This window comes from Sulfitobacter sp. NFXS29 (assembly GCF_040148765.1).
Classification (GTDB): Bacteria; Pseudomonadota; Alphaproteobacteria; order Rhodobacterales; family Rhodobacteraceae; genus Sulfitobacter.
The window spans coordinates 148,224-160,004 of sequence record NZ_JAGDED010000006.1; the positions used below are offsets into that span (position 1 = coordinate 148,224).

Sequence of the window (11,781 nt, forward strand, 5' to 3'; positions counted from 1 at the left end):
CGCGCCCCCCTTTCGCGGTTGCACAAAACCGCCGACCTGCTAACCCGACGTTATGCAACGCGCTATTCCGATCATGTTTATCGCCATGTCACTGATCCCCGCAGGGGATAGTGCGGGCAAGATTTTGACCTCGGGCATGGGCGTCGCGCCGGTTTTCGTGGCATGGTCGCGCTTTGCCATCGGCGCGCTGATGGTGCTGCCGTTCCTGCCGCGCGGCACTTGGGGGCTGATGCGCGACTGGCGGCTTTGGCTGCGGGCCGCGACGCTGGCCTTGGGCATCACCTGCATTCAAACCGCGCTCCAGACAGAGGCGATTGCCAATGTCTTTGCCGCCTTCTTTATCGGGCCGATGGTCAGCTACCTTTTGGCCGCGATTTTCCTGCGCGAACGCATCAGCCTGCTGCGCAGCGCGCTGATCCTGCTGGGCTTTTGCGGTGTGCTGCTGGTGGTGCGTCCGGGGCTGGGCGGCGGCACCGGCGGGCCGGGGCTGCTGTTCGCCGTGGCCGCGGGGCTGTTCTACGGGGTTTTCCTAACCTTGTCGCGTTGGCTGTCTGATCTCGCCCCACCCCTCGCGCTGACCTTTACCCAACTGGCAATGAGTGCGGTGATGCTGCTGCCCTTGGGCCTGATGAACCTGCCGCAAGCCACCCTGCCCGTCGCCGGATTGGCGACCGCAAGCGCGCTGTTTTCGATGTTGGGCAATCTGCTGCTGCTCTACGCCTATCGCCGTGCCCCCGCCACACGACTGGCACCTTTGGTCTATTTCCAACTGATCGCGGCGGTGCTGCTGGGGCTCTTCCTGTTCAGCACCCTGCCCGATGCGCTGACATGGGCGGGTCTTGCCGTCATCATCACCGCCGGCATCACCTCGGCACGGCTACGCTGAGCGCCAGCCCCCGGCAGCGCGCAACGCGGTGGACGACACATCGACCATCGGCACATTTACAAAACACCACGCAGGCGCTGTGGCATAGCCCAAGAGCTGGCTGTTCCGCCCCGCGATCCGGTAGGGCGCATAAAGCCTCGCCGCCCGGCTCATCCGGGCCGAGATACGTTGGCCGGGCCGGGCCAGCACGCCCACCGGCACCGTCTCCATAATCTGCCGCCAATCTTGCCACAGGTGGAACTGCGCAAGGTTGTCGGCCCCCATCAGCCAGACGAACCGCACACCGGGGTAGTGCCTCCGAAGGGCCGCAAGCGTCTGAGCCGTGTAGCGGGTGCCAAGCTGCGCCTCGATGTCCGTAATCTCAACCCTCGGGTGATCCATCACCGCCTGCGCCCGCGCTTTGCGCTGCGCCATGGGCGCTGGCCCGTGTTCTTTCAGTGGATTGCCGGGGCTGAGCAGCCACCAGACGCGGTCCAGCCCGAACCGTTTCAACGCCTCGCGGGTGATATGCGCATGCCCCTCATGCGCCGGGTCAAACGACCCGCCCAGCAGGCCGATGACTTGGCCACTTGTGGCGAATGGCATGGTATTGCGCAAGAAAATGGCCCCCGATCGGAAATCAGGGGCCAAAGGAGGGGCATTGCTGCCCTTTGTCAATGCAAGGCGCTTACTTGTGCTTCACGATCTCGCCCGAACGCAGCCGCGCAACATAGCTGTTCAACTCGCGCTTCACGATCGGCATCAGGAAGTAGAGCGCGATGATGTTCACGATCGCCATGGAGAAGAGCATCGCATCGCTAAAGTCGATCACCGGCCCAAGGCTCGCCGCCGCACCGATCACGATGAAGACGCAGAAGATCACCTTGAAGACGAGCTCCTTCACCGCTCCCTCGCCAAACAGATAGGTCCATGCCTTCAGGCCATAGTAAGACCAGCTGATCATGGTTGAGAAGGCAAAGAGCACCACCGCAACCATCAGCAGCACCGGGAACCACGAGAAGGCCCGCGCATAGGCAGCCGAGGTCAGCGCCACGCCGCTTACTTCACCCTCGGTCGCGATCCGGCCCGCCTCGGCGTTCCAGATATAGAGACCGGTTTCGGGGTCTTGGTTGAGCACGCCGCTGATCACGATGACCAAAGCGGTCATGGTACAGATCACCACCGTGTCGATGAACGGCTCCAACAGCGCAACGTAGCCCTCGGTCACCGGCTCTTTGGTACGCACCGCCGAGTGGGCGATGGCCGCCGAGCCGATGCCCGCTTCATTGGAGAAGGCCGCCCGACGGAAGCCTTGGATCAACGCCCCGGTAAAGCCGCCGACAACACCCAGACCGGTAAAGGCGCCCATGAAAATCTGGCCGAATGCCCAGCCGATCATGTCCCAGTTGATGATAAGGATCAGCACCGACACCAGCACATAGAAGACACCCATGAAGGGCACGATCTTTTCCGTCACCCGTGCGATGGATTTCAGACCGCCCGCGATCACGGCAAAGGTCACACCGGCAAGGATCACACCGGTGATCCAGCCCGGATAATCCCCCAGCACGCCCGCAAGCTGCGCATGGGCTTGGTTGGCCTGGAACATATTGCCCCCGCCAAGCGCACCCAGAATGGTGAAGATCGAGAACAGCACCGCCATGAAGCCACCCAGCGGCAGGCCGCGCTCGGCAAAGCCTTTGACGATGTAATACATCGGCCCGCCCGAGACATGGCCGTCGGGGAATTCATTGCGGTATTTCACGCCCAGCGTACATTCGGTGAATTTGGTCGCCATGCCGAAGAGGCCCGCAACCACCATCCAAAAGGTCGCGCCCGGCCCGCCGATGCTGACAGCCACGGCCACGCCCGCGATGTTGCCCAGACCCACGGTGCCCGACAGCGCGGTTGCAAGCGCCTGAAAGTGGCTGACCTCGCCCGCGTCATCCGGGTCAGAATAATCGCCCCGCACCAGTTGGATCGAATGCCAGAAGCCTTTGACCTGAATGGCACCAAAATAGACGGTAAAGACCACCGCCCCCACGACCAGCCACAGCGCGATCCAAGAGAAATTCGTGCCCGGCAGCGGGGCAAAGATGAAGGAGACATACCAACCGGTGTAATCTGCGAAAATCTGGTTGATACGCTGGTCTATGCCCGCAGCCTCTTGCGCAGCGGCAAGGCTCGGCAGCAATGACGCAAAAACGGCCATCACATAGGTAAATAGCTTGTTCATGGCTTATCCTTTCAGGGAATGATCGTGACCGGCACGCTGGAGCCTGCGACCAACCGGCCTGTCACCCCACCAAAGAGCCGCTTGAGCCCGCGCTCACCGACGCGGCCAACAACGATCTGGATCGCACCGCGCTTTTTGGCGACACCTTCAAGGATATCGGCCACATCACCGTGCCGCACGATGCCCTCAACCTCGACACCCGCAGCTTTGGCCTCGGCCACCGCCGGATCAAGCACCACGTCATGGGCGCGCTGCAACTCTTGCTCGCGCCGCATATGGCGCTGCTCGTTCTCTTCCTTGGTCTGAAAGGTGAAAGGCGACCATTCGATCACAAAGCAAACCGTGATCGAACAATCCCCGATCTGTTTGGCCTGCGACTGGGCAAACGCCAAGGCACGCGCGCCGGCCTCCGACCCGTCCAGACCCACAACGATGGTGGATTTTGTCATGAGTATTTCCCTGTTATTATGACTGCCAGTTGATGCCCCCCGAAGGGAAAGCACCGCTCGCAGCCTGCCTACTCCACGTTGGCCGGAAATCGCCGCCCAATCGTAGATTGAATAAATCCTAGCGCGAAAACCGCAGAAAAGTCGACCAGATTTCACTTTTCAGCTGCACGGACCGCCTGCCAAACCGTTGTAAAACCATCCAATAGCCCGCCTCGCCCGCCTTGACCAAGCCGCGTGCGGCACATCGCGCAAGCCATCAGCGGGCCACGGCCTTGCGATGGATAGAGTGTTTGATCTTGCCCTGCCCGGGCGATATTGCACTGCAAACCCCAAATCGCGTTTCGAGGATTCTCCAAATGGCTGCCTATCAATACGTCTATCACATGTCCGGCGTCTCCAAGACCTACCCCGGGGGCAAGAAGACATTCGAAAACATCCACCTGAACTTCCTGCCCGGCGTGAAGATCGGTGTCGTCGGCGTCAACGGCGCGGGTAAATCCACCCTGCTCAAGATCATGGCCGGGCTCGACAAGGATTTCACTGGCGAAGCATGGGCCGCTGAGGGCGCGAAAGTCGGCTACCTGCCGCAGGAGCCCAAACTCGACCCGACCAAGACCGTGCGCGAAAACGTCATGGAGGGCGTGGCCGGGAAAAAGGCCATTTTAGACCGCTACAATGAACTGGCGATGAACTACAGCGACGAGACCGCTGAAGAGATGGCCAAGCTGCAAGACGACATCGACGCCCAAGACCTTTGGGATCTCGACAGCCAGATCGACGTATCGATGGAAGCGCTGCGCTGCCCGCCTGATGACGCGATGCCCGAAAACCTCTCGGGCGGTGAAGCGCGCCGTGTGGCGCTGTGCAAACTGCTGCTCGAAGCGCCCGACATGCTGCTGCTCGACGAGCCGACCAACCACCTCGACGCCGAGACCATCGCCTGGCTGCAACAGCACCTGATCGAGTACAAAGGCACCATCCTGACCGTCACCCACGACCGTTACTTCCTTGATGACATCACCAGCTGGATCCTCGAATTGGACCGCGGCCGCGGCATCCCTTACGAGGGCAACTATTCCGATTGGCTAGAGCAAAAGGCCAAGCGCCTGAGCCAAGAGGCCCGTGAAGACAAATCCAAGCAAAAGACGCTTGAGCGCGAACTTGAGTGGATGCGTCAGGGTGCCAAAGCCCGTCAGGCCAAATCCAAAGCGCGGATCGCGGCCTATAACGAGATGGCCGAAACCTCCGAGCGCGAGAAGCTGTCCCGCGCCCAGATCGTCATCCCCAACGGCCCGCGCCTTGGCAACAAGGTGATCGAGGTCGAGGGCCTGAAGAAACACATGGGCGACAAGCAGTTGATCGACGGGCTCGACTTCTCGCTGCCGCCGGGTGGCATCGTTGGTGTGATCGGCCCCAACGGCGCGGGTAAATCGACGCTGTTCAAGATGCTCACCGGCCACGAAAAGCCCGACGAAGGCACCATCGAATACGGCGACACGGTTGAACTGTCCTATGTTGACCAGTCCCGCGATGACCTGAACCACGATGACACCGTCTGGCAGGCGATCACCGGCGGGGCGGAACTGATTAAGCTCGGCGATGCCGAAGTGAACTCCCGCGCCTATTGCTCGTCGTTCAACTTCAAGGGCGGCGATCAGCAGAAGAAAGTCGGCCTGCTGTCGGGCGGTGAACGCAACCGCGTGCACATGGCGCGTCTGCTCAAAGAGGGCGGCAACGTGCTGCTGCTCGATGAACCGACCAACGATCTGGACGTGGAAACCCTCCGCGCGCTCGAAGACGCGCTGGTCGATTTCGCAGGCTGCGCCGTGGTCATCTCGCACGACCGTTTCTTCCTTGACCGTATCTGTACCCACATCCTTGCCTTTGAAGGCGAAGCGCATGTGGAGTGGTTCGAAGGCAACTTCGAAGACTACGAAGAAGACAAGAAGCGCCGTTTGGGTGCCGATGCGCTGGAACCGAAGCGCCTGAAGCACAAGAAATTCGCGCGGTAAGCGTTCTAAGATCGGATGACAAAAGGGCGCCAAAACTTCGGCGCCCTTTTTCATGTGTACCGCAGCATCGATCACGCACGGTGGCACATCGGGCATCGCCCATCCCTTACCGCCCGAACGCGAAACGCCCGCCCCACCTTTCGGCAGAACGGGCGCGTCCCAAAGCTGAGAACGAGCAGAGCCCTCAGCGTTCTTCGTCGATCGCCGTTTCCAACTGGGCAAAGAGGTTGTCCTCATCATGCCGCGCCAGACCGTGCAGCGGGTCCCAGCCTTGCAGATACTCACGCAGCTTGTTGCTGGCCGAAAGACCCGACCAGAGGCGCTGCTCGGTCACCGAATGCACTTGCAAGGACGGGGCCAGCCCGCCGTTCATACCTTTGCCGTCCCAATTCTTTTCCAGATGCTCGCGCGTGCGATCGGCCATGGTGGCGGTGTTCAACCGGGCGCGGCTCATCACCACTCCGATGAAACGGCCACTGCCCGCATAGGCCAGATGAAAGCGCATGCCTTCCAGCGAATGCACCGAGGCGCGGGCCACCTGCTCCATCTGGCGGCGGAAGGCCGGGGCCTTGACCGCGCGATAAATGCCGCGCGCGCCCTCGACCGAGATCGAAAAGAGGCTCATAGAGAAACAACCGCTCGGCAGGCGCAGCAGGTAATTTTCCAGCTCGGAGACGTTGCTACAGGCGGAGACATCGAGATCGAAATCCTCGTCAAAGCGGATTTGCATCATCTGCGTCAACTCGCTCAGCGTATGCTGCGCCTCACGTTCGCGCAGAAGCGAGGCATTGAGCATGCTGGCGGCATTGATCCGCGCGCTGAGCTCGACACCATCTAACGGCTTGCAGAGGAAATCGGTGGCCCCCGCATCAAAGGCCCGCTGCATCATCGCAGGTTCCTTGCTGGCGGTGATCATGATGATCGGCACGGCGCGGTAGAAAGGCACATCGCGGATCATCTCACACAGGCTGATCCCGTTGATGCCGGGCATCATGATATCAAGCAGAAAGGAATCGAACGGTTGGTTCGATTCCTGCATGATCTCAAGCGCCTCTTCCGAGCTCTCGCAGCAGGTCAGCTCGTAATTGTCATTCTCAGTCAGGCAACCTGTAAGCAGGTCGAGGATGACCGGGTCATCGTCTACGGCAAGGATACGCATCATGTCTCATTACTCCGCATGAGGGGGGCGCTGGCAGGCGCACTTGGGGCTTTCTCAGAAAAAACCACCTATGCCGGGCAGTAATGAGACCAGTTTTAGGCAAACTCGGGACAACGCATCTGGGGCCGGTCCCCGCAAAATATGGGGAAGGCGAAACTTCGTGGCGATAATTTGCCGAAATCCGCGACAGCGCAGACCTGTTGTGGCCCCAAAATGCGATGCCCCTTGAACGAATCCCCTCCTGATGCAATATAGACGGTGCAGACGTTATCTTTTTCGACCCACTGTCTCCCTCATACGGCGCTCAGTCTATCGATCCAGACCAACCACGCCGGGCCATCGCACCAACGCGGATGGCATAAATATGGAGACTACGGATATGGCCACTGGCACCGTAAAATGGTTCAACACAACTAAAGGCTTCGGCTTCATTGCTCCCGATGGCGGCAGCAAAGACGTTTTCGTGCACATTTCCGCTGTTGAGCGCGCTGGCCTGACCGGCCTGGCCGACAACCAGAAAGTGACCTTCGACATCGAAGCAGGCCGTGACGGCCGTGAATCCGCGACCAACCTCGCGCTGGCCTAATGGCCGGGGGCCTCGGCCCTGATGCAAGAATTTGACCGACCTGCTGATACCGGCAGGTCGGTTTTTTATGTCCAGCCTTGCTAAAATGCGCCCCCGTGGCAAAATGCAGGGCGAAACAGCAATAGATTGATGGAGCCTGCCATGCGCCGCCGTAGTTTTCTGACCAGCACCGTGGCCGCAGCCGCCCTTCCCCTGATGGCGCAGGCGCGCACCGCCGCCTACAGTGCCGCCCCGCAAATGGTGCCGATGAAAGCGCAATATGCGCCCGGTCAATTGCTGATCCTGCCGCGCAGTCATTACCTATATTTCGTAACCGCCCCGGGCCAAGCGATGCGCTATGGCGTGGGCGTCGGCAAAGCGGGGCTGGAATTCACCGGCACCGCCACCATCGACGTCAAAAAAGAATGGCCCACATGGCGCCCGACCAATGAGATGATCGAACGCGAGCCGCAGACCTACAAACGTTTCATTGGCAACACTGACGCCCAGCCCGGCGGCCCCGGCAACCCCTTGGGCGCGCGGGCGCTCTACCTGTTCCAGAACGGGCGGGACACCTTTTTCCGCATTCACGGCACCACGCAGCCGAACTCCATCGGCCGTTCGGTTTCTAACGGCTGCATTCGGATGCTGAACGAACATGTGATTGATCTCTATCAGCGTGTGCCGATTGGGACGAAGGTCACGGTGCTCTAAGCCCCTTTTGACAACATCCAGATCGGACTCAAGCCGCAGGCGCCGGGCCATCGCCCGCCCGCCCGTCCAGCCAAAGGCGTGCCGCATATAGGGCGCACCTTTGGTGCGACCGGCTAGGCGACTTGGTGAGGCCGGGTGCGCCATTGCAAAGGCGTGTCACGGCTGAACCTAAAAGTCGTACAAAACGCCGTTGGATCGCCGACCGCGTTCAGGCGCTAACCCTTCACAGCAAAAGAAAGGGCCAGCGCATCGCGCCAGCCCTTCTACTCTCATTACCGTCAAAGCTTACTGAAGCGCTTTATCCGTAATGTCATGGGTCCAAGCCCCCTCAGGCGCTTTGGTGATCATGCCGCCTTCCATGGTGATCTCCGCACTGCGGTCAAACGCAGCCTCGTCCAAGCGGCCATCGCTGCCCTCGGTCAGCTTGGCGATCTCACCCATCATGCGGGTCTGGTGCTTCTCGGTCTGGGCGCCGGTCTGGTCGTTTTCCAGCACGATGTCGGCGGCTTCCTCGACATTCTCCTCGGCGTATTTCCAGCCTTTCATTGAGGCCCGGACGAAACGCGCCAGCTTGTCGACCATCTCGGGGTCTTCGAGGCTCTCTTCGGTGGTGTAAAGACCGTCTTCCAGCGTCGAGATGCCCTCGTCCTCATATTTGAAGACCACCAGATCCTCGGGCGTCAGCCCCGCGTCGATCACCTGCCAATATTCATTGTAGGTCATGGTGGTGGCGCATTCGACCTGCTTTTGCAGCAGCGGGTCGACGTTAAAGTTGATCTTCTGGATCGTCACGCCACCGTCGGAGCCATCGGTGGCATAGCCCAGCTTGCCCATCCAGCTCATCAGCGGGATCTCATTGCCGAAGAACCAAGTGCCCAGCGTGTTGCCGGGGAAATCCTCGGGGCTTTCGATGCCATGCTCTTTGAGGCATGTCAGCATCAGGCCGGATTTCGCGAAAGGCTGGGCAATGTTCACAATCGGCGCGCCCTTTTCGCGCGCGGCCAGCGCCGAGGGCAACCAGTCGACCATCACGTCGGCCCCACCGCCCAGAAGCACCTGCACCGGCGCGATGTCCGGCCCACCGGGCTTGATCGTGACGTCCAGTCCCTCTTCCTCGTAAAAGCCCTTGTCCTTGGCGACGTAATAGCCCGCGAACTGGGCCTGCGTGACCCATTTGAGCTGCAGCGTCAGGTCGTCGGCGGCCTGCGCCACGCCCCCCCAGAGCCCCAAGGCGGCCCCGGCTGCGATCTTCGTGATGGTTTTCATTTTTATCTCCCTGTTGGTTGGTCGTCTCTAGTTCCTCTGGCTGGGGTGCCAAAAGGTCACCCGTCCTTCGATAAGGGCCATGATACCATAGAACGCCGATCCGGCTATTGCCGCGACAACAATCTCGGCCCAGACCAGATCAAGCGCAAGCTGCCCAACCGAGGTAGAGATGCGAAAGCCCATGCCCAGCACCGGAGAGCCGAAGAATTCAGCAACGATGGCGCCGATCAGGGCAAGGGTGGTGCCGATCTTTAACCCGTTGAAGACAAAAGGCATCGCCGCAGGCAGTCGCAGTTTCAAAAGCGTGCGCCAATAACCGGCGGCATAGGTCCGCATCAGGTCGCGCTGCATGGCGTCGCTGGCCTGCAAGCCCTGCACCGTGTTCACCAGCATCGGAAAGAACACCATGACCACGACAATCGCCGCCTTGGACTGCCAGCCAAAGCCGAACCACATCACCATGATCGGTGCCATGCCGATGATCGGCAGCGCGGCCACGAAGTTGCCCACCGGCAAAAGCCCGCGTTGCAGAAAAGGGAAGCGGTCGATCGCCAGCGCCGTCAGGAAGGCCGCGCTGCAGCCGATGATGTAGCCGCTTAGCGCGCCTTTGATCACGGTCTGCACGAAGTCGACCCAGAGGATATCAAGCGACGACGCCATCCGCGCCCCGATTGCCGAAGGGGCGGGCAGAAGCACTTGGTTGATGTCGAAACCACGCACCACCCCTTCCCAAACGGCGATGAGCGTGATGCCAAAGACCAGCGGTGCCGCCAGCGACGCCCCCCGCGAGGGCCGCTGCCGCGCCAGCCAGACGTTCAGTGACAACCCAGCGATCCACGCGAGAATGGCGAAAACAATCCAGCCCATCATGCCATCCCCATTCGTTTTAGCGTCAGCCGCTGGATCAGCCCGATGAGCCCGACCATGGCCGCCGCAAGGGCCGCCGCCATCAAAAGCGCGCTCCAGATCTGGACGGTCTGGCCGTAGTAGCTGCCCGCCAGCAACCGCGCCCCAAGACCCGCAACAGCACCCGTCGGCATCTCGCCCACAATGGCACCAACGAGAGAGGCCGCGACCCCCACCTTCAGCGAGGTAAAGAAATACGGCATCGAAGACGGTAACCGCAGTTTCCAAAAGGTCTGCCAGCCGCTCGCGTTCCATGTCCGCATCTGGTCAAGCTGCATCTGGTCCGGGCTGCGCAGCCCTTTGACCATGCCCACGACCACCGGGAAAAACGACAGATACATGCTGATGATCGCCTTGGGCAGCAGGCCCGAGAGGCCCACGGCATTCAGCACGACGATGATCATCGGTGCGATGGCCAAAATCGGAATGGTCTGGCTGGCGATCACCCAAGGCATCACCGACATGTCCATCGTGCGGTTAAACACGATCCCCACCGCCAGCAGCGTGCCAAGCGCGGTGCCCATGACAAAGCCAAGGAAGGTCGCGCTGAAGGTGACCCATGTGTGATAGACCAGTGAGCGTTTCGACGTGACCTTCTTCATCACAGTGGTCTCCCACAGTTCGGCCCCCACCTGATGCGGTGCGGGCAGTTTGGGCTTATCTTGCGACCATGTGTCGGCCACCAATTCCGAGAATGTCAGCGTCTTGTCCGCCCGCGCCGCCACATCCCGCGCCCATTGCGCGTTAAGCGCGACGGCAGCGCCATACCAAACGACAATCAACAGCCCCACGACCGTGAGAACGGGGATAATGTTACGCATCAATCGTCCCCATGCCCGGCGCGCAGCCCCCCGCGCACGCGATGCGCGATCTCTAAAAACTCAGGGCTTTCGCGGATTTCCAAGGGGCGTTCACGCGGCAGCGGGCTTTCGATCACATCGGCGATCCTGCCGGGGCGCGGGCTCATCACCACGATCTTGTTCGACAGATACACCGCCTCAGGGATCGAGTGCGTGACGAAAGCAATGGTCTTTTCCGTCCGCGCCCAGAGCTTCAGCAGTTGCTCGTTGAGGTGGTCGCGCACGATCTCATCCAACGCGCCGAAGGGTTCGTCCATCAGCAAGATATCGGCGTCGAACGACAACGCCCGCGCGATGGAGGCGCGCTGCTGCATCCCGCCCGACAATTGCCAAGGGAATTTCTTTTCAAACCCGCTGAGTTCCACCAGTTCCAGCACGCGCTGCACCCGTTCGGCCTGCTCAGCACGGGGAATGCCCATGATCTCAAGCGGCAGCCGGATATTGCCGCCGATGGTGCGCCACGGATAGAGCCCCGCCGCCTGAAAGACGTAGCCGTAGGCCCGGGATTTGCGCGCCTCCTCGGGCGAGACACCGTTAATGGTCACGGTGCCGCCCGTGGGCTGCTCAAGGTCGGCCATCACCCGCAGAAAGGTCGTCTTCCCGCAGCCCGAGGGGCCGATAAAGCTGACGAAATCCCCTTTGTGGATCTCAAGGTTCACGTCTTTCAACGCATGGACCGGCCCGTCATTGGTTTGAAAGGTCAGATCTAGATTGCTGGCGCTGATCACGCTCTGGCTGTCATTCACAAA

Annotated in this window: 12 protein-coding genes; 4 read left to right on the forward strand and 8 right to left on the reverse strand. The window is 60.8% G+C overall.

The annotated features are described in order from the left end of the window. The first annotated feature begins 52 nt into the window (after positions 1–52). A complete protein-coding gene (locus J3456_RS11505) occupies positions 53–886 on the forward strand; it encodes a DMT family transporter (protein ID WP_349580370.1) in 834 nt (277 codons plus the stop codon). Here J3456_RS11505 and J3456_RS11510 read toward each other — a convergent pair. The 3 genes from J3456_RS11510 to J3456_RS11520 all read right to left on the reverse strand — a co-directional run bounded on the left by J3456_RS11510 (position 878) and on the right by J3456_RS11520 (position 3,550). After that, on the reverse strand, positions 878–1,471 hold the full coding sequence (locus J3456_RS11510; protein ID WP_349580371.1) for a nicotinate-nucleotide adenylyltransferase: 594 nt from the start codon (positions 1,469–1,471) through the stop codon (positions 878–880). The two genes, J3456_RS11505 and J3456_RS11510, sit on opposite strands and share 9 nt — an antisense overlap. Positions 1,472–1,553: 82 nt before the next feature. After that, positions 1,554–3,101, reverse strand: coding sequence for an alanine/glycine:cation symporter family protein (locus J3456_RS11515; RefSeq protein WP_349580372.1), 1,548 nt, complete (start codon positions 3,099–3,101; stop codon positions 1,554–1,556). A gap of 11 nt (positions 3,102–3,112) precedes the next feature. Further along, positions 3,113–3,550, reverse strand: coding sequence for a universal stress protein (locus J3456_RS11520; protein ID WP_349580373.1), 438 nt, complete (start codon positions 3,548–3,550; stop codon positions 3,113–3,115). Positions 3,551–3,906: 356 nt separating this feature from the next. Here J3456_RS11520 and ettA point away from each other — a divergent pair, with 356 nt between their 5' ends. Beyond that, on the forward strand, positions 3,907–5,562 hold the full coding sequence (ettA, locus tag J3456_RS11525) for an energy-dependent translational throttle protein EttA (protein WP_349580374.1): 1,656 nt from the start codon (positions 3,907–3,909) through the stop codon (positions 5,560–5,562). 184 nt (positions 5,563–5,746) lie between these two features. Here ettA and J3456_RS11530 read toward each other — a convergent pair whose 3' ends face one another. Next, on the reverse strand, positions 5,747–6,724 hold the full coding sequence (locus J3456_RS11530) for a response regulator (protein ID WP_349580375.1): 978 nt from the start codon (positions 6,722–6,724) through the stop codon (positions 5,747–5,749). Between the two features lie 376 nt (positions 6,725–7,100). On the opposite strand from J3456_RS11530, the gene J3456_RS11535 reads away from it, so the two are divergent. Further along, positions 7,101–7,307 (forward strand): cold-shock protein, encoded by a 207-nt coding sequence (locus J3456_RS11535; RefSeq protein WP_067265226.1) that lies wholly within the window; start codon positions 7,101–7,103, stop codon positions 7,305–7,307. A gap of 141 nt (positions 7,308–7,448) precedes the next feature. Continuing rightward, a complete protein-coding gene (locus J3456_RS11540) occupies positions 7,449–8,000 on the forward strand; it encodes a L,D-transpeptidase (RefSeq protein ID WP_067623420.1) in 552 nt (183 codons plus the stop codon). A 285-nt stretch (positions 8,001–8,285) separates the two neighbouring features. On the opposite strand, the gene J3456_RS11545 is transcribed toward J3456_RS11540, so the two are convergent. The 4 genes from J3456_RS11545 to J3456_RS11560 are packed head-to-tail and all read right to left on the reverse strand — an operon-like array spanning position 8,286 to position 11,778. Next, positions 8,286–9,266: an ABC transporter substrate-binding protein gene (locus J3456_RS11545; protein ID WP_349580376.1), complete on the reverse strand. Its 981-nt coding sequence runs from the start codon at positions 9,264–9,266 to the stop codon at positions 8,286–8,288. 27 nt (positions 9,267–9,293) lie between these two features. Further along, positions 9,294–10,133 carry an ABC transporter permease gene (locus J3456_RS11550; protein WP_120352138.1) on the reverse strand — a complete coding sequence of 280 codons (840 nt, stop codon included), beginning with the start codon at positions 10,131–10,133 and terminating at the stop codon, positions 9,294–9,296. Beyond that, complete coding sequence (locus J3456_RS11555; protein ID WP_205570897.1) at positions 10,133–10,993, reverse strand: ABC transporter permease; 861 nt, start codon at positions 10,991–10,993, stop codon at positions 10,133–10,135. The genes J3456_RS11550 and J3456_RS11555 overlap by 1 nt, the downstream gene beginning before the upstream one ends. After that, the gene (locus tag J3456_RS11560; protein ID WP_349580377.1) at positions 10,993–11,778 is read right to left on the reverse strand and encodes an ABC transporter ATP-binding protein; all 786 of its coding nucleotides are present in this window, start codon (positions 11,776–11,778) and stop codon (positions 10,993–10,995) included. Before J3456_RS11560 ends, J3456_RS11555 begins: the two co-directional genes overlap by 1 nt. Between the last annotated feature and the right edge of the window lie 3 nt (positions 11,779–11,781).

What these genes read in the sequence shown, in the direction of transcription:
- J3456_RS11535 (WP_067265226.1), top strand. Translation starts at nt 7,101, where the DNA reads ATGGCCACTGGCACCGTAAAATGGTTCAACACAACTAAAGGCTTCGGC.
- J3456_RS11515 (WP_349580372.1), bottom strand. Translation starts at nt 3,101, where the DNA reads ATGAACAAGCTATTTACCTATGTGATGGCCGTTTTTGCGTCATTGCTG.
- J3456_RS11505 (WP_349580370.1), top strand. Translation starts at nt 53, where the DNA reads ATGCAACGCGCTATTCCGATCATGTTTATCGCCATGTCACTGATCCCC.
- J3456_RS11540 (WP_067623420.1), top strand. Translation starts at nt 7,449, where the DNA reads ATGCGCCGCCGTAGTTTTCTGACCAGCACCGTGGCCGCAGCCGCCCTT.
- J3456_RS11555 (WP_205570897.1), bottom strand. Translation starts at nt 10,993, where the DNA reads ATGCGTAACATTATCCCCGTTCTCACGGTCGTGGGGCTGTTGATTGTC.
- J3456_RS11550 (WP_120352138.1), bottom strand. Translation starts at nt 10,133, where the DNA reads ATGGGCTGGATTGTTTTCGCCATTCTCGCGTGGATCGCTGGGTTGTCA.
- J3456_RS11530 (WP_349580375.1), bottom strand. Translation starts at nt 6,724, where the DNA reads ATGATGCGTATCCTTGCCGTAGACGATGACCCGGTCATCCTCGACCTG.
- ettA (WP_349580374.1), top strand. Translation starts at nt 3,907, where the DNA reads ATGGCTGCCTATCAATACGTCTATCACATGTCCGGCGTCTCCAAGACC.
- J3456_RS11510 (WP_349580371.1), bottom strand. Translation starts at nt 1,471, where the DNA reads ATGCCATTCGCCACAAGTGGCCAAGTCATCGGCCTGCTGGGCGGGTCG.
- J3456_RS11520 (WP_349580373.1), bottom strand. Translation starts at nt 3,550, where the DNA reads ATGACAAAATCCACCATCGTTGTGGGTCTGGACGGGTCGGAGGCCGGC.
- J3456_RS11545 (WP_349580376.1), bottom strand. Translation starts at nt 9,266, where the DNA reads ATGAAAACCATCACGAAGATCGCAGCCGGGGCCGCCTTGGGGCTCTGG.